Source organism: Desulfosporosinus sp. FKB, assembly GCF_002196705.1.
Taxonomy (GTDB): Bacteria; Bacillota; Desulfitobacteriia; order Desulfitobacteriales; family Desulfitobacteriaceae; genus Desulfosporosinus.
Window position 1 is genome coordinate 17,994 of the sequence record NZ_NADJ01000032.1, and the last position, 20,615, is coordinate 38,608.

25 protein-coding genes are annotated in these 20,615 nt (G+C 44.7%); all 25 read left to right on the forward strand.

Translation table 11 applies throughout. The features are described from left to right. Positions 1–9 precede the first annotated feature (9 nt). The 25 genes from aroE to spoIIIAD all read left to right on the forward strand — a co-directional run bounded on the left by aroE (position 10) and on the right by spoIIIAD (position 20,612). Positions 10–843: a shikimate dehydrogenase gene (aroE, locus tag B5Y67_RS10375; protein WP_088226370.1), complete on the forward strand. Its 834-nt coding sequence runs from the start codon at positions 10–12 to the stop codon at positions 841–843. Positions 844–864: 21 nt separating this feature from the next. Beyond that, on the forward strand, positions 865–1,299 hold the full coding sequence (locus B5Y67_RS10380) for a prepilin-type N-terminal cleavage/methylation domain-containing protein (protein ID WP_088226371.1): 435 nt from the start codon (positions 865–867) through the stop codon (positions 1,297–1,299). Between the two features lie 94 nt (positions 1,300–1,393). Further along, on the forward strand, positions 1,394–2,542 hold the full coding sequence (gene aroC / locus B5Y67_RS10385; protein ID WP_088226372.1) for a chorismate synthase: 1,149 nt from the start codon (positions 1,394–1,396) through the stop codon (positions 2,540–2,542). A gap of 27 nt (positions 2,543–2,569) precedes the next feature. Further along, on the forward strand, positions 2,570–3,097 hold the full coding sequence (locus B5Y67_RS10390; RefSeq protein WP_088226373.1) for a shikimate kinase: 528 nt from the start codon (positions 2,570–2,572) through the stop codon (positions 3,095–3,097). Further along, positions 3,075–4,169 carry a 3-dehydroquinate synthase gene (gene aroB, locus B5Y67_RS10395; protein WP_088226374.1) on the forward strand — a complete coding sequence of 365 codons (1,095 nt, stop codon included), beginning with the start codon at positions 3,075–3,077 and terminating at the stop codon, positions 4,167–4,169. Before B5Y67_RS10390 ends, aroB begins: the two co-directional genes overlap by 23 nt. Positions 4,170–4,424: 255 nt before the next feature. Then, entirely contained in the window at positions 4,425–4,793 is a 369-nt protein-coding gene (locus tag B5Y67_RS10400) for a type II secretion system protein GspG (RefSeq protein ID WP_242975928.1), read from the forward strand. Positions 4,794–4,997: 204 nt separating this feature from the next. Continuing rightward, a complete protein-coding gene (locus B5Y67_RS10405; protein ID WP_088226375.1) occupies positions 4,998–5,348 on the forward strand; it encodes a hypothetical protein in 351 nt (116 codons plus the stop codon). A 1-nt stretch (position 5,349) separates the two neighbouring features. After that, the gene (locus B5Y67_RS10410) at positions 5,350–5,871 is read left to right on the forward strand and encodes a type II secretion system protein (RefSeq protein ID WP_242975929.1); all 522 of its coding nucleotides are present in this window, start codon (positions 5,350–5,352) and stop codon (positions 5,869–5,871) included. A 44-nt stretch (positions 5,872–5,915) separates the two neighbouring features. After that, positions 5,916–6,227, forward strand: coding sequence for a hypothetical protein (locus tag B5Y67_RS10415; RefSeq protein WP_170932658.1), 312 nt, complete (start codon positions 5,916–5,918; stop codon positions 6,225–6,227). 2 nt (positions 6,228–6,229) lie between these two features. Beyond that, a complete protein-coding gene (locus tag B5Y67_RS10420) occupies positions 6,230–7,897 on the forward strand; it encodes a GspE/PulE family protein (protein WP_242975930.1) in 1,668 nt (555 codons plus the stop codon). 14 nt (positions 7,898–7,911) lie between these two features. After that, entirely contained in the window at positions 7,912–8,958 is a 1,047-nt protein-coding gene (locus tag B5Y67_RS10425) for a type IV pilus twitching motility protein PilT (protein WP_088226377.1), read from the forward strand. Next, complete coding sequence (locus B5Y67_RS10430) at positions 8,955–10,154, forward strand: type II secretion system F family protein (protein ID WP_088226378.1); 1,200 nt, start codon at positions 8,955–8,957, stop codon at positions 10,152–10,154. Before B5Y67_RS10425 ends, B5Y67_RS10430 begins: the two co-directional genes overlap by 4 nt. An 82-nt stretch (positions 10,155–10,236) precedes the next feature. Further along, positions 10,237–10,749: a prepilin-type N-terminal cleavage/methylation domain-containing protein gene (locus tag B5Y67_RS10435; protein WP_088226490.1), complete on the forward strand. Its 513-nt coding sequence runs from the start codon at positions 10,237–10,239 to the stop codon at positions 10,747–10,749. A gap of 54 nt (positions 10,750–10,803) precedes the next feature. Continuing rightward, on the forward strand, positions 10,804–11,568 hold the full coding sequence (locus tag B5Y67_RS10440; RefSeq protein ID WP_088226491.1) for an A24 family peptidase: 765 nt from the start codon (positions 10,804–10,806) through the stop codon (positions 11,566–11,568). A gap of 15 nt (positions 11,569–11,583) precedes the next feature. Next, positions 11,584–13,032 (forward strand): competence protein ComA, encoded by a 1,449-nt coding sequence (locus B5Y67_RS10445; protein WP_088226379.1) that lies wholly within the window; start codon positions 11,584–11,586, stop codon positions 13,030–13,032. Between the two features lie 32 nt (positions 13,033–13,064). Beyond that, on the forward strand, positions 13,065–13,547 hold the full coding sequence (locus B5Y67_RS10450; protein ID WP_088226380.1) for a hypothetical protein: 483 nt from the start codon (positions 13,065–13,067) through the stop codon (positions 13,545–13,547). Between the two features lie 78 nt (positions 13,548–13,625). After that, positions 13,626–14,153, forward strand: coding sequence for a LysM domain-containing protein (locus tag B5Y67_RS10455; protein ID WP_088226381.1), 528 nt, complete (start codon positions 13,626–13,628; stop codon positions 14,151–14,153). Between the two features lie 189 nt (positions 14,154–14,342). Further along, entirely contained in the window at positions 14,343–14,789 is a 447-nt protein-coding gene (gene aroQ, locus B5Y67_RS10460; RefSeq protein WP_088226382.1) for a type II 3-dehydroquinate dehydratase, read from the forward strand. Positions 14,790–14,803: 14 nt separating this feature from the next. Then, positions 14,804–15,865, forward strand: coding sequence for a Xaa-Pro peptidase family protein (locus tag B5Y67_RS10465; RefSeq protein WP_170932659.1), 1,062 nt, complete (start codon positions 14,804–14,806; stop codon positions 15,863–15,865). A 118-nt stretch (positions 15,866–15,983) separates the two neighbouring features. Beyond that, positions 15,984–16,541 carry an elongation factor P gene (gene efp / locus B5Y67_RS10470; RefSeq protein WP_047809565.1) on the forward strand — a complete coding sequence of 186 codons (558 nt, stop codon included), beginning with the start codon at positions 15,984–15,986 and terminating at the stop codon, positions 16,539–16,541. Positions 16,542–16,620: 79 nt separating this feature from the next. Continuing rightward, positions 16,621–18,294 carry a ribonuclease J gene (locus B5Y67_RS10475; protein WP_088226383.1) on the forward strand — a complete coding sequence of 558 codons (1,674 nt, stop codon included), beginning with the start codon at positions 16,621–16,623 and terminating at the stop codon, positions 18,292–18,294. A gap of 170 nt (positions 18,295–18,464) precedes the next feature. Continuing rightward, complete coding sequence (gene spoIIIAA / locus B5Y67_RS10480; protein WP_088226384.1) at positions 18,465–19,487, forward strand: stage III sporulation protein AA; 1,023 nt, start codon at positions 18,465–18,467, stop codon at positions 19,485–19,487. Further along, positions 19,487–19,996, forward strand: coding sequence for a stage III sporulation protein AB (locus B5Y67_RS10485; protein WP_088226385.1), 510 nt, complete (start codon positions 19,487–19,489; stop codon positions 19,994–19,996). The genes spoIIIAA and B5Y67_RS10485 overlap by 1 nt, the downstream gene beginning before the upstream one ends. Before the next feature lie 20 nt (positions 19,997–20,016). Continuing rightward, positions 20,017–20,214 carry a stage III sporulation protein AC gene (gene spoIIIAC / locus B5Y67_RS10490; RefSeq protein WP_047809561.1) on the forward strand — a complete coding sequence of 66 codons (198 nt, stop codon included), beginning with the start codon at positions 20,017–20,019 and terminating at the stop codon, positions 20,212–20,214. Positions 20,215–20,225: 11 nt separating this feature from the next. Next, positions 20,226–20,612, forward strand: coding sequence for a stage III sporulation protein AD (spoIIIAD, locus tag B5Y67_RS10495; protein ID WP_088226386.1), 387 nt, complete (start codon positions 20,226–20,228; stop codon positions 20,610–20,612). Positions 20,613–20,615 lie beyond the last annotated feature (3 nt).

Below are 20,615 nucleotides of genomic sequence, written 5' to 3' on the forward strand. Positions count from 1 at the left end.
ATGGATGTTATGGAAAAACATTTTGCTGTGATTGGGAACCCCATTGGGCATTCTTATTCGCCGGCAATGCATAATGCGGGCTATAAATATCTGGGTATTGATGCGCAATACCATCGTTTTCAAGTGCCCCCTGATCGTTTGGCTGAAGCTGTCAAAGGTTTGTGTGCCTTAGGTTTTAGCGGCTGGAATGTTACACTTCCTCATAAGGAGACTATTATTCCGTATCTCGATACCCTTACGCCCCAGGCAAAGCGAGCCGGTGCCGTGAACACCGTAAAGATTCTTGATGGGGAAAAGATAGGTCATAATACGGATGGGGACGGATTTATCTGTTCCATCGAGAGTGAGCTTGGGGAATTTACGGACAAAAGGGCAGTTGTTCTAGGTGCCGGAGGCGCTTCGAAAGGGATCGCTTTAGCTCTCGCAGCCAAAGGTATGCACGTACATATTCTTAATCGAACACCTGAAAAAGCGGCAGAGCTAGTTAGAATTCTGGATTCTAAAGGTGGTAGGGGAAGTTTTGGCGAATTTAAGCCGGGAGATTGGCTGGAGGACGTTGACCTATTAGTTCAGACAACCTCCTTGGGCTTACGTGGGGAACCATTTTCCTTTTCACTGGAAGGTATTTGCCCAAAGGCATTGGCCGTTGATATTATCGTAACCGTTCAGGGAACTTCATTTCTGCAAGAAGCTAAAAAGTTGGGATGTCGTGTCTTAGATGGAACCGGCATGCTTCTCCATCAAGGAGCTTTGGCTTGGGAATTTTGGCTGGGCGGACAGGCGCCAATTGAGGTTATGCGTAAAGGCCTGCAAGATCAGATGCAGCAGCGGGAGTGGTTATAAAAAAACAAAAGGAAGAGAGCCATGTCACAGACAGGGGACAAAGAGTACGGATTTACCCTTCTGGAAATGTTGTTGGTATTGACACTCTTGGCGGGAGCGGGCTATGCACTGCTCGTCAAGCTTCCCAATCGATGGGAGCAGGATCGACTATCCCTTGTGACAACTCAATTATTAGAAGAGATTCGGGATGCCCGACAGGCTGCTTTGGCTGAAAATGATTGGTATCAAGTTAAGTTTTACACTCAAGGAGAACATCATTATCAGATTTTCAAAGAGGGGACTAGAATCAAAGATATTTCTTTGCTGAAGGGCATCCGATTTCTCGGACAGCCGGACAATCTTTTATTTAATGCTTCTGGCAGAAGCGCAGGAACAACTATTATTTTAACTAACTCTTTTGGAGAGTGCCGAAGTGTTGTCGTTGCCCCTGTAGGGATGAGAATTCGAGAAAAGTGAACTCGTTCAACTAAAATTTTTTATTTTGAGTGACATTCTCTATATTAATATATATTTAGCAAATTTTTTACTTTAGCAGAGGGAAGGGATTAGAGTGCGTTTTTTAACCGCAGGGGAATCTCATGGTCAAAAGTTGATAGGGATAATTGAAGGACTTCCCTCAGGTATGAAGATTTCCAAAGAAATAGTCGATCGGGCTTTGAAAGAACGGCAGCAAGGTCCGGGACGCGGGGGACGGATGGCTATTGAACAGGATCAAGTCCATTTTATTTCTGGAGTACGGGGCGGATTGAGCACCGGCGCTCCTCTGGCTATGGAAATTTTGAACCGGGATTGGGAAAACTGGGAGAAAATCATGACCTGGGAGGAAAAGGCAGATTTAGAAAGCCGAAGAGTGATGACTCCTCGTCCAGGTCATGCAGATTTGACAGGGGCTTTAAAATATCGTACAGAAGTAAGGAACATCCTGGAAAGGGCGAGCGCTCGCGAAACGGCAATGAGAGTGGCAATCGGGAGTATTGTAAGGCAAGGCTTGTCCCAATTAGGAGTGGAAATTAGGGGGCGGGTGACCGCTGTTAGTGGTGTTCATGCTGAATTATCAGAGGATGCTGAGTATTGGCAGCGTGTTCAGCAATCAGAGTGGTCGGTGGGAGACCCTGTGGCCGAACGCCGAATGGGGGAACGTCTTCGGGCAGCTCGTGAGGAAGGAGAATCCTTAGGAGGCTTGTTAGAAGTCCAAGTTCTTCATCTTCCGGCAGGACTAGGTTCTCATGTACAATGGGATCGTAAACTCGATGGAAGATTAGCTCAAGCTGTTCTTTCTGTACAAGCTATTAAAGGAGTCTCTTTTGGTATAGGTTTTGATGCCGGAGAAAAAATGGGTTCCTTGGTACATGATCCAATAGGATATCGGCCGGGTCAAGGGTTCTACAGGGAGTCAAATCATGCCGGAGGAATTGAGGGAGGGATGAGCAACGGAGAGGCGATTGTTCTCCACGCTGTCATGAAACCAATTCCTACTCTTTATAAACCGCTGAATTCTGTTCATCTTGAAACAAAGGAAATCGTCAAAGCAAGTGTGGAGCGCTCTGATGTTTGTGCAGTTCCGGCCGCTTTGGTGGTTTTGGAACATGTTGTTGCTTGGGTCATAGCAGAAGCAATTTTGGAAAAATTTCCCGCAGACAGTTTTCCAGAGTTAGAAGCCTCTTGGCAGACTTATCAAGAATATCTAAAGAATATTTAAAATTACAGGGAGAGAGGAAGAAGCTCCATGAGGAACATCGTTCTCATTGGATTTATGGGAACCGGCAAAAGTACAGTTGGCCGGCGCTTAGCCCAGGCACTGGCATGGAATTTTGTCGATACGGATGCTGAAATCGGAGAAGTAACAGAATTAAGTGTGAGTGAAATCTTTCGGCGTTATGGAGAGACCCGCTTTCGATCTGAAGAAAGGATCGTCGTCGCACGACTGGCTCAGGAGGATGAACTTGTTATAGCTACCGGCGGGGGGACAGTATTGAATTCGTCAAATTGGGGTGTTTTGGCGGAAAACGGAGTTATCGTCAGTTTGTACGCCTCGCTGGACGTGATTCTCGATCGAATCGGCCATAAAAATGACCGCCCGCTTCTCAGAAGTACTCATGACGAAATTGAAAGATTATTTCTGGAACGGCAGCCATTTTACGAAAAGGCCGATTTTACCGTTGATACAACATTTAGAACTATTGAGGAAGTGGTGGGCGAAATCCTGGCTCACCTGGGAAGGATGGCTGTCCATGAGTTTACCAGAAAAAATTGAGGTTGCAGCGAAACAAAGATATCCGGTTTATTTAGGAGCTGCGTTGGAAGAGTTGGGAGATAATTTGCATTCTCTGTCCGATAAAATCCAACATATTCTTGTCATCTCACACAAGAAGGTCTCAGATCTTTATCTGGAGCGGCTTCTGAAGGGGCTGGAGGATTACCGCGTTGATTTGTTAACCGTACCGGAAGGGGAAGAGGAAAAGTCTCTGGAACGTCTGAGCCGGCTGACAACAGCTGCTCTGGACTGCGGCGCAGATCGGAAAACGTTAGTTATTGCCTTAGGCGGCGGGGTTATCGGAGATTTAGCCGGTTTCTTTGCCAGCGCATTCATGCGAGGTGTTCGTTTCCTTCAAGTTCCTACAACGTTATTAGCTCAGGTAGACAGCAGCATTGGCGGTAAAGTTGCCGTCAATCATCCGGCGGGAAAAAATATTCTGGGGGCTTTTTATCCGCCGCTTGCTGTCTGGACAGATTTTTCGACGTTAAATAGTTTGCCTTGGAATGAAGTTGAAAATGGCTTGGCGGAAAGTATTAAACATGCTTTGATAGATGATGAGGATCTTTTTGTTTTTTATGAGACTCAGGTCGATAGTATCAGGCAGCGAGATCCTGCAATTTGGCGTGAGATGGTAACACGGTCCGCTTCAATTAAAGTCAGAATTGTATCTCAAGATGAACGGGAACAAGGCATTCGCCGTTTGTTGAATTTAGGCCATACTTTTGGACATGCTCTGGAAACGGAAATGAATTATCGCGGCGTGACTCATGGCCAGGGAGTCAGCATAGGTATCGTTGCCGCGGCTTATCTAGCCAGTGCTAAGGGATTTCTCACTCTGACAGAGGTTGAAAGAATTAAACAGCTGCTTCAACGTTATGACCTGCCGACGTCGATTGAAAAGCAAGACCCTCAATCTTTGTTGCGGCGAATGCAAACAGACAAGAAAAATCAGGGTGGCCGCAAAATTCTTGTTCTTCCCCAAGGAATCGGGAAGTCAGTGGTTTCTGAGGATTGTACGGATGACGAGATTCTGGCGGCTTGGCATAAAATTATTGTGGAAAACAATTAGACCACACACGTGAATAAAACTTAATTAGCTTCGCGGCTTTGAAGATTCGGCTCGGATATTAATTTCCAGTCGGATCTTTTTGTTTTTTCTTGCTAAAATGTGGAGCTAAACTGAAGATGTCGTTGGAAAATGAAAAAGAACCGTTAATAAACATATAATGAATAAAGATGTGTCGACGTCAAAAGGAGTTTTAAAATAGATAGAGAAGTTTAAAGGAAAATCGAGGTAATCCTCGATCTGAGGAGACGAATAACTTTGAATAGAATTATGACACTAAAAAGAGTGAAGAATGTACAAATGGGTTTTACCCTTTGGGAACTTATGATTGTTCTTTGTTTAATGGGAGTTCTTTTAGGTACAGCTGTTCCTCACTTCTATTCGTCTTCTAACTCTGTAAGATTAGAGGCCGATCTGGCTAATCGCGAAGAAATCGAAGGTGCCGCTCAGTTATATCGAATTGATATCGGAACCTTTCCCGTCAGTGTTTCTGATTTAGTCAATTTGCCTGATGATATAAAGGGATGGAGAGGACCGTATTTGCCTGAAATCCCCGTAAACCCTTTTGACCCTAAGGTGGGCTATCAAATTGACAACTTGGGGCAGGTCATAACTATCAATAATTGATGATCAATAATAAGTGAATGAAACACGTAAGGTTTTAAAAGATAACGATTAATTAGCAGTCGAGTACAAAAAAAGAGAGTTTCCAGACTATCGGGAGAAGGAAGGTTGATAATGAAGTAACAAGAAAAGCTAAAGAAGGGAAAACATAAATACCGGGAAGGTGGTAAGACGAGAGATTATCGATATTTTCAGGGTTATATTTTGTTGGATGTTTTATTGGCAGTCTTCCTTTTTTCTTTAGGGTTTGCCGCTCTGTATGGATTATACGAAAGAGCCTTAGTCGAAGCGCATCAGTCCTTATCCCTAATGGAAGCCGCAAATCTAGCTCAAAAGAAGATGGAGCAGTTAGCGGCTCAAAGCTGGAGAGACAATATCGATGCACAGCGTTGCCTGCCAGGAGGAATAGTAGAGGGAAATGAAGGAAACTTTCAGTGGCGGATCGATTCCAACTGGGATGATATCCCCCAATTATTGAGAGTTAAGGTGAATGTACACTGGATTGAAAGAGGAACTTCAGAATACTACCAAATAGAGAGTTTATTTGAGGTTGAATGACGTGAAAAACAAAAACGGGTTCACTCTTTTGGAGGTATTGAGCGGATTACTGATTGCCGGAATAGTTTTAATTAGTGCCTTAAACCTTTTGGAAGGTATGTGGAAAGGAGCACGCACTCTAAAAGGTCAGTTGGAGGCCCAATATGCTCTTTTGACTGCCGGTAAAACAGTGAGTGATGAGATTCGGCGGGCAAAATCTGTCCAATGGGTCAAAGAAACTTGTGAATTGAAGCTCATCTCGTCAATTATTGAGGATGAGAATCCCTTACAAATTGTCGATTCCTATTTTGTAGCTGATTTGGATTCCGATGGAATAAGGGATCTGTATTGGAAGCATATGGGTGTATCTCAGCCAATTGCAAGCTTCTTGACCGGTTGGGAAAGCGTGGAGGTGGAGCCGGGATTGTGGGAAATAGTTCTAAAGGTGACTGTCGACAAGCAGAGTGTCACGTGGAAACAAGTTGTCCGCCAGCGTGTTTATCCCAGCACATCTTCACAAAGTGTTGCTCCAGAGGCTTCGTAAGTCCTCTTATCCTTTTGCTTTTAGCTTCCTTTTCGGGATTGGGAATGGAAGTGTATTTGAAGGCGAATTTAGGAAAGAGAATGGTCAGGAGAGAGACCCAGAGCCGACAGGCGCTTTATATGGCTGAAGGAGGAATCGAATGGGCGAAGGCTCATTTGCTGTCTGATTTTGGACTGCGCCGTGGAGAGGTAGTATTTGACATGGGGCAGGCAGCTATCTTCATCGAGAGCAGCGGAGATGACTATAAAGTCATCTCCGAAGGGCGTTCAGGTTTAGCTGTCCGTAGAATTGAGGAAATCCTGCAAGAGGAAACTGGGAAATGGATTGTTAAAAGTTATCAGGAGTTACATCAGTAATTATGAAACACGCAATGGAATTTGTTCGATATCTCAGGGGCCCAAGGAAATTTGATTCTTTTTCAGCAAACAAAGCTATCGATAACAGCAACAGTGAAGAGCTTCTTAAGAAAAACGTCCTATCCCGGGAAACTTTAAATGACGATTTGCGCCGATACTTGGGTATACCAGAGATTTCTATGACTCAAGTCGTAGTTGACCCTGAGGCTGTTAATTTAATTCCTGAAGAAATAGCACGACGTTATACCCTTATTCCTTATCAGCTTCAAGGGAAAAGCTTAATGGTCGCAATGGCAGACCCGACGGATGAAGGGGCTCTCCGTACTGTTCGTATCATTACCGGCATGGACGTTGCTCCGGTTTATGTTCGAGAGAAAGAAATTAAAGCCGCCATTCGCCAGTATCTTACTGTTGAACAATCTGTGGCTCAAATGACGTATTTAATGGGACAGACGGATAATGAAACGATTACGGAAAAAGCAGCAGGAGAATTCAACAATTGGGAAGAAGACGCCCCAACGCTAAGATTTGTTTATTCAGTGCTTCAGGAGGCGGTGATCGAAGAGGTTAGCGATATTCATTGGGAACCACGTCAGAAGGATTTTGTTGTCCGTTATCGTATTGACGGTAAACTACTTAAAAAACATATCCTTTCTGCGTCAACAGCGCGCACGATTATATCCTCACTAAAAGTAATGGCCAATATGGATGTTGCAGAACGGCGGATTCCCCAAGACGGACGAATGACCTTTAGCGTTGGCACGCGGCAGGTAGATCTGCGCATGTCTTCCCTACCGACGGTCTACGGAGAGAAAATTGTCGTTCGCGTCTTAAATCCTGAAATGGCCCAACGTTCTCTGGAAGAGTTGGGCATGCGTCCGGAGGTCAAAGCAGGGGTTCAAGGGCTATTAAAGCATACCAATGGTTTAATTTTAGTCGTTGGACCGACGGGGAGCGGCAAAACGACGACCCTTTATGCACTTCTTCGCGAGTTAAATGCCGAGGAGCAAAACATTATTTCGATTGAAGAGCCCGTAGAATATCAGCTTCCGGGAATTAATCAGGTTCAGGTAAACTTGCCGGCAGGACTGACTTTCGCCGTCGGTTTGAGGCATATCCTGCGTCAGGATCCCGACGTGATTATGATTGGCGAAATTCGCGATGAAGAAACCGCCCGTATAGCGATCACGGCTTCCCTCACGGGTCACTTAGTGTTGTCAACACTGCATACGAATACGGCGGCCGAGGCTTTAGAACGCCTTTTAGACATGGGAATTGAGCCTTATCTTTTAGCGTCTGCTGTAAGGGGAATCTTATCTCAACGCTTGGTGCGGCGCTTATGTAACTCTTGCAAAAAAGGTTATAACATTTCTGAGGTGGAGAAAAGAGCTCTCCGTTTACCAACGCCAATAAATCAATTGTATCGCTCTCGGGGCTGTAATAAATGCTTTGGTACAGGCTTTAAAGGAAGGATCGGGGTTCATGAGTTTTTGCTCTATAATCAGGAAATTAAGGAATTAGTACTTACGCGGCATAATTCCAGGGATATTGAACGACAAGCAGTACTTTCAGGGATGTTAACGATTTATGAAGATGGTCTTTTGAAAGTCACCCAAGGTTTAACCACCATTGAAGAGATGCTTTTTACAACGTCTGAGATAGAACGCTAAGAGGAGAGAACAATATGCTTTCGATGGAAGAATTATTTCTTAATGCAGCAGAAAGAAAAGCCTCTGACATCCATTTAACGGTAGAGAGTCCTCCTGTCCTCAGGGTGGATGGTTCATTAGTACCTTTGCCCATGGACAAGCTGTCTCAGGTCGATTTAGAAACCTTTGCCCTTTCCCTGATGAATGAAATCCAGCGAAAACGATTTGCTGAATTGGGAGAATTGGATTTATCCTACAGTTTACCGCAGGTTGGGCGTTATCGGGTCAACGTCTTTCGCCAAAGAGGATCTATTGGGGTCGTTATTCGCTTAATTCCCTACGATATTCCCACTCCGGAAAGCCTTGGCCTCCCAGATGTGAGCCTTGATTTAGCTAGGCTGCCCAAAGGTTTGGTGCTTGTGACAGGTCCTACCGGGAGCGGTAAATCTACAACCCTTGCCTCACTGATTGATTTTATTAACCGGACGAGAGCTTGTCACATTATGACTATTGAAGACCCGATTGAGTATCTGCATAAGCACCAATTAAGTTTAGTGAACCAACGTGAGATTGGCTGCGATACAAATTCTTTTGCTAATGCTCTGCGGTCAGTTTTGCGGCAAGATCCCGATGTGATTTTAGTGGGTGAAATGAGAGATCTTGAAACAATCGCCACGGCTGTGACAGCAGCTGAAACAGGACATTTAGTTTTTAGCACATTGCATACCAATGATGCTACACAATCGGTAGATCGGATGATTGATGTCTTCCCGCCCCACCAACAGCAACAGATCCGAGTGCAGCTAGCGGCTGTATTACAGGGAATTCTGTCTCAACAGTTATTTCCCAGAGCAGATCATCGGGGAAGAGTTGCAGCAATTGAGGTTATGCTCGCAACTCCTGCCGTTCGAAGTCTAATTCGGGAGGGAAAAACTCATCAACTTCCTACTGTAATTCAAACAAATAGCAAATTGGGTATGCAAACAATGGATAAAGCCATTCTTGACCTCGTTCAAAAAGGATTGGTAACCTATGAAGTCGCTCAGGAAAAACTGCAAACCCCTGACAGTCTCCACAGATGAGTAAACGCTGGTTTAAATGGAAAGCGGTGGATGCTCAAGGAATTTTGCAAAGCGGACGCTGCTTGGGAAACGACTCTTTCGAGGTTCAAACACTGTTGAAAAAGGAAGGATATTTACCGGTCAAGATTAAGAAACATAAGAATTGGTTAGCAGAGTTCATCGTTCGTTCAAACGCTCAATGGGGTCATTTTGCAAACCGCTTGAGTTCATTATTAGAGGCCGGAATTCCTCTGCTCCAAGCTTTGGAGATTATGACCCAGTCTCAAGGGAATTTAACCTTTGAGCAAAGTCAGTGGTCAAGTGTCAAAAATTCTATAGCGGCCGGATGTGATTTATGGGAAGCGCTTCTCCAGCTCAAATCGCCTCCGAACGCTTATGTCTTGTCGATGATCAAAGCGGGAGAGTATTCAGGAAATTTAGCAAACGTTTTGAGTGAAGTGGCTGCAGAATTAGAGCAAGAAGATAACTTCCGGCAGAGAATAAAGGCTGCCCTAGCTTATCCCATCTTTTTACTGCTGGCTGTTTTTGTTGTACTCTGCAGTCTATCCATGGGTGTTCTTCCCATGTATGAGAGGCTCTTTGCAAGCATGAACGTTGAGTTGCCTGAATTGACTCAAGTCATTTTTGCTGTCGGACGAAAATTCCCTCTGACGTTACAAGTAATGGGGGGACTGGCAGTAATGATGCTGCTGATCTGCGTAATTTGGAAACCAAAGGATTGGCAGAACTACCTTAACAACAAGATCAGACATTTTCCTTATCTTGGCAGGATATTTCGACTCAGGGATTTAATTCAATTTAACAGTATCTTGGGTCACCTCTTAATGACGGGTATTCCCTTGTTAGAAGGGCTGCGGCTAACGGCTGGAACGCTGCAAACTATGGAAATGTTGGCCTTGACAGAGCGGCTTATGCTCAGCGTTAAACAAGGGAATCCCATGGCGGATTTGTTGTTTGAAAGCGGAATTTTTCCTAAAGAAGGGGCAGAGATGATCGCAGTCGCCGAAGAAAGCGGGAACTTAGATAAAATGTTCTTGCAAATTGCGCTTTCGTTGCGCAAGGACCTGGAATTTAGGCTCGATCAATTTACGCGTATACTTGGACCGGCCTTGATTCTTGTTATGGCCGGGCTGGTTGGTTTAGTTGCCGGGGGAGTAATGATTCCTATTTTTGATCTTAGTTCTCAGCTGAAGTAAGCTTTCACATGGGAACTAAGGAAGGGAAGTTTTTTAGATGAGGAAGGAAATATCCGAGTAGGAGGATGAAACAATGAAACCTATGAAACCGATGAATGATTTTCAGCGGGAGAATGGATTTACACTCATCGAAGTTATGGCAGTCATCATAATAATGGGTATTATAGCTGCTGTGATCATTCCCAAAATGACGTCAAGTACGGCTTTGGCACGAAAAAAGGCCGATGTGGCGACTGCGCATCAGGTTAAAGCGGCTCTCGATCGTCTTCAAGTTGAAAACGGAGTGTATCCGAAATATGGAGAACTGACGGCGGATGAGGGTGAAGTGGTTTGCAGCGAGCTGATTCCGAAATATATCGGAAAACTGGATAAAACAACAACCCAACAAACAGTGGCAGATGGCAACAAAGGGTTTGGTGTTGCCCAATTGACAGCGGTTGATTCCGATAAAAGCCAGTATTCGATTCCAGAACCGGCAGATAGTAGTAATGATATTAAAACGATCATGATCTATTTGTCTTCTGACGGTCTGGCGGCAGAAGTTCGAGCATATGATGACGATTTAAAGACTGTTCTTTGGACATCGGCAAATTAATTATCTAAATTATTAACTCAAGTCGGTAAACTCAGAAAAGAGGTAACTTTTTTGATAGGTATTAATTTGATGATCGGCGTATTAGGCATTATCATCGGCAGCTTTTTAAATGTTGTCATATATCGTGTACCGAAAGGGGAATCCATCGTTTCACCGGGTTCGCATTGTCCGAAATGCGGGCATGCTCTTCGAGCTTGGGAACTTATTCCCATTATTAGCTATTTAATTCAACGGGGCCGATGCCGAAGTTGTCAGGCTAAGGTTCCTTGGCGCTATCCCATGGTAGAACTTCTTACGGGTTGTTTTTTCTACTTAACGGGTACATCGGGTTTCTTAACGGGACTTCACCCGGCTCGAATTTTATTAAATCTGGTTTTTATATCAGTTTTGATTGCTTTAGCGTTTATCGATTTAGACACATACCGTTTACCCGACGTTTTGACGATTCCCCTATGGGGTCTGGGTTTGGTGGGGGCTTTTTTAATACCGGGGAGTCCGTCAGGATGGGAGAGTATTTTCAGTTCCCTGGGGGCTGGAGGTTTTTTTTGGCTGATAGCCAAATTTTATCCTCAGGGTATGGGCCTGGGAGATGCTAAATTGGTTGCTGCCTTAGGGGCTTTTTTGGGTTTTCCGGGGATCTTTTTGGCCGTCTTTTCCGCGAGCCTTCTGGGAGCAATTGTTGGCCTAGTGTTTCTTGGCATAGGTCAAAAGGGCTTTCGTCAACAAATTCCTTTTGGCCCCTACCTTTCTTTAGGTGCTGTACTGGCTTTATTGTGGGGGCCGAGGATCTTTGATTTGTATTGGGCATGGGTTAAATAGCCCAGGAGGTGACTGATGCGCAAGAAGCTTGTCGTATTTGAAATAACCGACAGTGAACTTCGGGTCTTTAAAGCTTCTCTTCCCCTGATTGCAAAACTTAACCAAAGTCATAGCTCTGCAGCGGTCAAGTTTGACCGAATTCAAATTACGGGCGTAATAGAACAGGGGATTGTCCGTGATAAAGCCGCCCTGCTTGGTTGTTTAATGGATTATCAAAGGGAAAACCCATGTGACGGATACTTGGCCTTTTTAGCAATACCCATGCAAACAGGATTTATTCGTTCCTATAAACTCCCCTGGCTTGCGAAATCTTATAGAGATTCCGCCATAGCCCTTTTGGTGGCTGAAGAAGTACCGAGCAGTGCAGATCTTCTTTATGATTACGTGATCCTCGGGGAAGAAAAGCATAAGAGCCTCACCATTTTGCTGGGAGCTTCCCGCCGTGAAGTTCTTGAACAGTATGTCGCTATTTTTAAACAGGCTGGAATAAGGGTAGGCGGGGTTAATTTCTCATGGGCCGTATTAGGGCAGGGGTTAGAACTAAATCCTGATGAGGATACTCTCTACGTTCGTGAAGAGGCCAATGGATTTCAATTCGCACTCTTTCGAGGGCAGATACCTGAAAGAGTGCGAAATCTGTTTGCCAAAAAAACAAACGTTGCTCTTGGTGACGCCGAGATTTGCAGTCAAGATATTCAGGGATATTCAAAGGAATGGGAAAATGAAATTCGGAGCTTTCTCTTGTATCTTAAGGCGCAAAATCCAGATATGACGTTGAAATGTCTTCTTTGGAGCGGCGGTTTACGTCTTGAATCCCTGGTCAAGAGTGTAACACTTCCTGATCACATCACGGCAGCCCAGGCTAAATTTAAGTCAGTTCCTGAGACCTGGTTATGGGCTCTTGGAGAATATCAAGGTTTTGCAGAAGCTGTTATTGCCTATGGGATTATCCTTCTGCAAAAGTCTGCGTCCCTAAATCTTTGGAGACAACCCAGCAAGGCAGGGAAGATGCTAAAAAGGTATCAAATAATAGGCGCTGCTTTAATTTCTCTCTTGCTGCTTGGAAACAGCGGTTGGGTGTTCCTGCGGCAAGAGATGTCAGCTCAGCAGAATAGGGTTCAGCAACTTTCACATCAAGGTGCTGAACTTGAAACCCAATTAAGACGCCAAATGGACTTGACGAGATCTTGGAAAATGACAAAAGCCCATTCTGAAAAAGTGGCCGACATTTTAGTGCAAGTGCAAAACTTACTGGACTCGCAGCTAACGATCAAGAAATTGGTTTATAGGCAAGGTACTCTTTCTCTAACCGGCAGTGCAGGAGACGTTAGATCTATTCAATCCTTGATCCAAGGACTTCGCAGATTAGGTTGGCACCAGCCTGTCTTGACAGGCTATTCCTCAACGTCATCCGAGCAAACTGAATTTTCCATAAGCGCGAAACGAAAAGATGTCAACAATTGACCGGGTTCAATTTTGAAATGGAGGGATGAGCTTTGGCATTTTTTAAGAACAATATCAGAGCTTGTCTGGTCGCTTTTGCTCTCTTAAATCTTTTGGAATTTTGCATATTCTGGAATCCGGCCTATCGAAACCTAGAGGATCTCCGGAAGGAAATAATATATTGGGAAACAATGTCGAGGACAAGCTTAGACATAGCTGTTCCCAAGGTTCCCACAAGAGATCAATTTCTGGGTATCGTGGAAGGATGCCGAGCTAATTTTCTTCAGGCTGGAGTTAAGGTAACTGATTTGAAAGTCGAAGGATTTGGAACGCCGGAGAACCGGGTGATTTCCCAGGGAGCAGCCATTGATTATGCTCTGCTGCGTTTGCATTTGCAGGGGAATTGGGAAACTATTATTTCACAGCTTGAAGCTCTTGAAGATTCTCATGAAGAGATTTTTATTCGAGAAATTATGTTAGATCCCGAAGGTGGAGAGGGCTTGCTGCAGATTTATTATTATTCGCCTAATGAGTAACATATCTGCTGACGTCCTGGAATAATGTGGAACGAAACATCCCTTCTCCGGCATATGTTAGCGCAAGGAGGGATTTCTGTGCTTAAAGAATATATCCTTCAGCCTGGAGACAATTTTCATCGTCTGGCCCAGCGCCTGGGATGTGCCTGCGACGATTTTATGCGAGTAAATCCAAATATGGATCCTTGGAAACTTCAAATTGGACAAAAAATTGTTCTTCCTGAGTTGAAAAGTAATCTTCAAGGAAAAGAACAATATGCTGATATAGGGACTGATCATGGTCAAGAATTTGCCGGGGACTATCTTGATGATGTAGAAATGGAAGTTGAAGGAGTCAAATTCCGTCTCAAACGAATTGGAGAGCCTAAAATTCCCCATGAAATTCACTTTATTCTTCCCCGGACTGAGATTCATAAAGTTCAGCCCGCTGGCGAAGGCGGGCCCACTGAAGTGCAGATCATGATCAGCAACTTGGATATTGTTCTTTCCCCGCGTCTCGTAAGCGGCGACAGCGCCGAACAGATTAAAGCCACGCCTCAAACCACGGTTCAGATGAAAGAACAGCAAAGCGTTCAACCATTTCAATCATCTCAATCATCTCTTTAGATGTGGGAGCGGCCTGGAATGACTATTAAATATCGGAAATTTTGCCTCCGTATAGCGGGGGTTTTTGTTTGGAATAGTAGCTTATAGCGTTCCCATACCTTCAGTTTTCGCTGAACGAGTTCACTTAAATACTTTGCTACGGTGCTAAATTATGATAATATTTTTAGTAAGGAATAAGGAAGTGATGAATTGGCAAGTATTTATGTGTTTCATGGTCCTAATTTAAACTTATTAGGGACACGTGAGCCTCAGCATTACGGCGTGCGTACTTTAGCAGAGATAAATCAAGAGGTGCAAGGGCTTGCTGAACAAGCAGGACTTAATGCCGAATGTCGGCAGACGAATCATGAGGGAGATTTGCTTGATTGGATACAAGCGTTAACGCCTGAGGATTTTCTGATCCTCAATCCTGGGGCATGGACTCATACGAGTTACGCCATTCGCGATGCTATAAGCGGTGTTAAGGTACCCACTGTAGAGGTTCATCTTTCCAATATTCATGCTCGGGAATCCTTTCGAGAAACGTCTCTGATCGCACCGGTTTGTCTTGGGCAAATATCAGGATTGGAATCTGACGGTTACAATTTGGCAATGCGCTTTGCCATTGATTATCAAATTGGACGAACAAAAGAATAAAGGGGGTTGAATCATTGACTCGATTAGAACGGATGCGCCAGCGAATGCAGGAAGAAAACATTGATACGTATGTGGTTCTTCGTCCTGAGAACGGAAGGTATTTAAGCGGCTTTACCGGGGGCGAGGCAACATTGGTCATTACCCTGGAAAGGTCTTTTTTGTTGACAGATTTCCGATACATAGAACAGGCGAAAGAACAATCACCTGATTTCGAAATTGTTAAAACGGGACATGATCACTTTTTTGCCATGGGTGATATGGGTCTTCAATCTAAACGAGTGGGTTTTGAGGGAGACTTTATTACTTATACGGATTACGAAAAGCTGAGACAGTCTTTTGCCCAAAGTGAGCTTCTGTCCCTGCCGAGTCTTGTCAATAATCTTCGTTCAGTTAAAGATGAACAGGAGATACCTTTAATCCGGCAAGCTGTTCAAATTGCCGATGAGGCTTTTGCTGAAGTCTTAAAAGCCATTGAAGTTGGGCAGACAGAAGAGGAAATTGGACTGAATTTGGAGTTTTCCATGCGCCGTCGGGGAGCCAGCGGAGGTTCTTTTGAGTTTATCGTGGCTTCAGGCCTTCGAAGTGCTATGCCGCATGGCACAGCAAGTCCAAAGAAGGTACAAATGGGAGAGTTTCTCACCATGGACTTCGGCGCAATTTATCAAGGATACTGTTCTGATATAACGAGAACAGTTTTTTTAGGCGAACCCACTGAGAAACATCGAGAACTATACGCAATTGTGTTGGCCGCTCAACGGGCCGGTATCGCTGCCGTGGCCCCTGGACGAACCGGCAGAGAGGTTGATTCTGCAGCTCGTAATATTATTGAAGATGCCGGCTTTGGGGAATACTTTGGACATGGTTTGGGACATTCTGTAGGCTTGGCGATTCATGAGGGACCAAACTTTAATCAGCGGGAAGAACGTGTTATCGAACCGGGAATGGTTCTTACGGTGGAACCGGGTATTTATATTCCTGATTGGGGCGGTATCCGCATTGAAGATATGGTTCTGGTGACAGCAGATGGCTGTGAAGTCTTGACCCAGGCTCCCAAAGAATTAATTCTCTTAACATAGATCCGAGCCGATTTTTTTGCTTCCTGACCTTTAAGTTACAAGAACTAGTTGCACTCGGGCTATCCGGAAGGTATACTTTCGTTGGTACAAAAGAATATATAGGGGGAACGATTAATTTATGATTTCTTCGAACGACTTTAAGACAGGTCTCACCATTGAAATTGATGGAGACGTTTTTTCGGTGGTTGAGTTCCAACATGTTAAGCCGGGTAAAGGGGCTGCCTTTGTTCGCACGAAACTAAAAAACGTTAAAACAGGCGGGGTTGTTGAACGTAAGTTTAATGCCGGCGAAAAAGTTAATACGGCTCATGTTGAGCGGCACGAAATGCAGTATCTTTACAAAGATGGAGATCATTACGTGGTTATGGATAACGAAACTTATGAGCAAGTTTCTTTAACAGAAGGACAAATTGGTGACGGCGTGAAATGGCTCAAAGAAAATATGAACTTAGGGGTTCTTTTCTTTGATACGGAGGTTATCGGTGTTGATGTGCCGAACTCAGTGCAACTCCTTGTGACAGCTACGGAACCGGGAGTGAAAGGTGATACGGCTACCGGGGGAACGAAACCTGCGACCTTGGAAACGGGTGCCATTGTGCAAGTTCCTTTCTTTGTCAATGAAGGAGACGTGCTTATTATTGATACCAGGACAGGAAACTATGTTCAAAGGGCGTAATTAAGCGAAATTAAACATGTAATCACCTTCTATGGGACAAACTAAGAGTAATTAGTTGTTTTATAGGAGGTGTTTTTGTTTGTCTTCCAGGACTTCAAAACTTAGTGTAATTCCCCTTGGAGGAACCGGAGAAATCGGGAAAAACTTAATTGTTCTTGAATATGAAGATTCAATTATTGTCATTGACGGAGGCGTGAAGTTCCCTGATGAGGAGTTGTTAGGGATTGATCTTGTCATCCCTGATATCTCCTATTTAGAAAAAAACCGTGAACGGATAAAAGGACTCTTTATCACCCATGGCCATGAAGATCATATTGGGGGTCTGCCCTTTATTTTGCCACAATTAAATATACCGATTTACGGAACAAAGTTAACAATTGGCTTGGTGATGGCGAAGTTTCAAGAGCGCACCCCTTATCCGGAATCGTTGGTTCATACCATTGAACCTGGTGAACTTATCCAGGCTGGGGCATTTCAGGTGGAAGCCTTTCGAGTGACCCACAGTATTCCGGATGCTGTGGGGTATTCCTTGCTCACTCCTATCGGCAGAGTAGTCTACACCGGCGATTTTAAAGTCGACTATACACCCATCGATGGGCAGAATATGGAACTGGGGAAACTTGCCGCTTGGGGAGAAGAAGGAATTCTGGCTCTGCTCTGTGATTCGACGAATGCCGAGCGGCCAGGGGTTACTATGTCGGAAAGGGTTGTAGGAAAAACCTTGCGGGAATGGTTTGAACGGGCAGAAGGAAAAATTATTCTGGCCTCCTTTGCCTCCAACGTGCACCGAATTCAGCAAGCCATCGATGCTGCTGCTGATATTGGCCGTAAAGTTTGTGTTGTGGGCAGGAGCATGGAAAGTGTTGTTCGAACAGCCATTGAGATGGGATATCTAAAGCTGCCTGCTCAGGAGATCTTAATAGAAAGTTCAGAAGTAGATAAAATTCCTCGCACAGGCTTACTGGTGCTCACTACCGGGAGCCAGGGAGAACCTCTGGCGGCTTTGACCAGAATGGCGACGGGAAGCCATCGTCAGATTAAAGTTGAGGCCGGCGATATGGTGATTATTGCTGCAACTCCGATCCCTGGAAATGAGAAACTCGTTGGCAAAACTATTAATCATCTCTATCAAATAGGGGCCGAAGTTGTTACCAAAGAGATGGGACAGGTCCACGTATCTGGGCATGCCAATCAGGAAGAGCTCAAGTTAGTTATTCGTCTTGCCCGTCCTCGGTTTTTGATACCTCATCATGGAGAAATCCGGCACCAAGTAGCTCTGCGCAGAATAGGGCATATGATGGGCTATGAGGATAAGGATATTGCCCTAACCCAACTTGGCTCAAGAGTTGAGCTTTCGGCAGAGCGAATGGAATTTGGAGCAAGTGTACAAGCCGGAAGCGTATATATCGATGGCTTGGGCGTGGGAGATGTGGGCCAGATTGTGCTTCGTGATCGTCAGCAACTCGCTCAGGATGGTGTCGTTATTGTCGTGGCAGCTATTTCCAAAGCAAAACCCTATACGCGCATATCCGGACCGGACATTATTTCCCGAGGGTTTACTTTTATGAAAGACGCTGGAGAATTGATTGACGGAGCTCAAAAAGTAGGGAATAGTGCGTTAACGGTTCAGCTGGAAAAGGATCAAATAGAGTGGGTGACGTTAAAAAGCGCCCTTCGGGATAGTCTTGGAAATTACTTTTGGGAGAAGACTCACCGTCGCCCAATGATTTTGCCAGTACTGGTTTCAATATAAGTATCGCTTAGAGTTTTATTTGGAGCATGAAAAACGGGGGTGTTGCCAAACGAACTACTCAAGTTCGTTTTACAACACCCTTCGTTTTTTAGAGAGAAATACTTTTTCCCTCTTAAAACATGTCTAAAATTGCCAGAGAGGACATACCTTCAATTAAGGGGGGCAAAGGTGTGTCGCTGCATTATCAGTTATCTGCCATCCAAGCAAAAAACGTGTCGCCTTCACGGTCTAAGCAGGAGTCAACGGGTTGGGGAGATATGGCGAGATGGTTTGGTGAAACAGTTTGCTCGATTTTCCATAAGATTCAGGGTTTTGAGTTTCGGGAAGCTGAAGAAATACGATTACGAGTTGGTCAACCCTTAATGCTCAGGACCTCAGATAAAGACCTGTTTCTTAACCGCGAAGGACAAACTACATCACCGGACAAAGCCTATTGTATTACCATGGCCGATTTGACAGCTGCTTTGGAGAAGATGACTCAAAGTTCTGTTTATGCTGTAGAAGAAGATTTGAGGCAAGGTTTTTTAACCCTGCCGGGAGGAAATCGGGTTGGAGTCACGGGAGAGGCGATCTTGCAAAAAGGTAAACTACTTAAGCTAAAGCATATTTCCTCTTTGAATATTCGCCTTGCACGTGATATTCAAGGACGAGGGCTGAGGATTTTACCCAAACTATGCCGTAAGGACGGCTTCATCTATCATACCTTGGTAATTTCTCCGCCACGGGCCGGAAAAACAACTCTTCTGCGTGACCTTATCCGGTTAATAAGCAATGGGGTCCCCCAGCTGGGACTTGAGGGAAAGAACGTGGGAGTTATCGATGAACGGGGGGAGCTCGCCGGAATGAATCAGGGGGCAGCCTCATACAATCTTGGTTATCGTACGGATGTGCTCGATGGCTGCCCTAAGGCATATGGCTTATCGATGCTGATTCGATCTATGGCTCCTCAAGTTATCGTTATGGATGAGTTGGGGCATCTCGATGAGGTTGAAGCCTTAAAAGATGCCTTACGTACAGGAGTGCGAATTTTATGTACGGCTCATGCGAGTTCTCTGGAAGAAGCTAAAACAAGACCAACCTTAGCTCAATTACTTGAGGAAGGAGTGTTTGAACGATTGGTTGTGCTGAATAGACAAACCGGACCGGGTACCATCGAAGGAGTATATGACCTTAAGACGGGGAGGAACCTTTAATGATAGTGTTCGGATGTATTGCCCTTATTGCCGGTTGTGGATCTATGGGATTATGGCTTGCTCAGCGAGTTCGACGCAGGCCGGAGGAACTTAGAGGGTTTTTAATCGCTCTTACTCTTTTAGAGACAGAAATTGTTTGGGGGGCAACCCCTTTACCTGAAGCATTTTGTGTCTTAAAGGAACGAACGAGTCCGCCATGGCAAGATTTTTTCTCTGCCCTTCAGCTGCGCTTAGAGCGGGGAGATTCGGCAGGGAAAGCCTGGAATGAAGAAACTTCTCTGCAAAGATCCCGGTTTTGCCTAAAAGAAGAAGATTGGCGGGTGATTCGCGATATTGGCAAAGGATTAGGACGTTCAGACAGTCAGGAACAGCAGAAGCAATTGCAGCTTGTCTTGCGCCAGCTTTCAATGCTGAAAGATCAAGTAGGGCTATGGTCAGAAAAGCAAGCCAAAATGTGGTCCTATTTAGGGTTCCTCTGCGGAGTTGCAGGAGTGCTCATTTTAATATAACCAAGAGAGGAGTCGAAAGAATGAGCTTCAATTTAATTATTACAGTTGCCGGAATTGGGATTTTGGTTGGGGTTCTGGCTTCCGTTTTAAATCAATCCGGAAGAGGGGAAATGGCTCAAGGTGTAACGATTATCGGCGTCATAGTGGTTCTCTATATAGTGGTACAATCTATCGCAGAATTATTTACCTTAGTAAAAAGCGTTTTCAACCTATATTAGGGGGACAAGATGTGGAAATATGGCAAATCGTGGGACTAGCCCTTATAGTTACCATCATAAGTGTTGTCTTAAAACAGTTCCGTCCTGAAATAGCGTTACAACTTTCTATTCTCGCCGGTGCCACTATATTTATCCTGATTTTAAGCAAAGTCAGAGTCATTATTGACCTGCTTCAAACGTTGGCGGATCAAGCCAATATAAGTTCTTATTATTTAACGATTGTCTTAAAAATTGTCGGGGTGGCCTATTTGGCAGAGTTTGGAGCCCAAATTTGTCGAGATGCAGGAGAAGGGGCCTTGGCGACAAAAATTGAGATTGCAGCCAAAGTTGGGGTTATTGTTTTAGCGTTACCGATTATTGTTGCCATAACAGAATCCTTAGTCAGACTTGTTCCGTGAGGT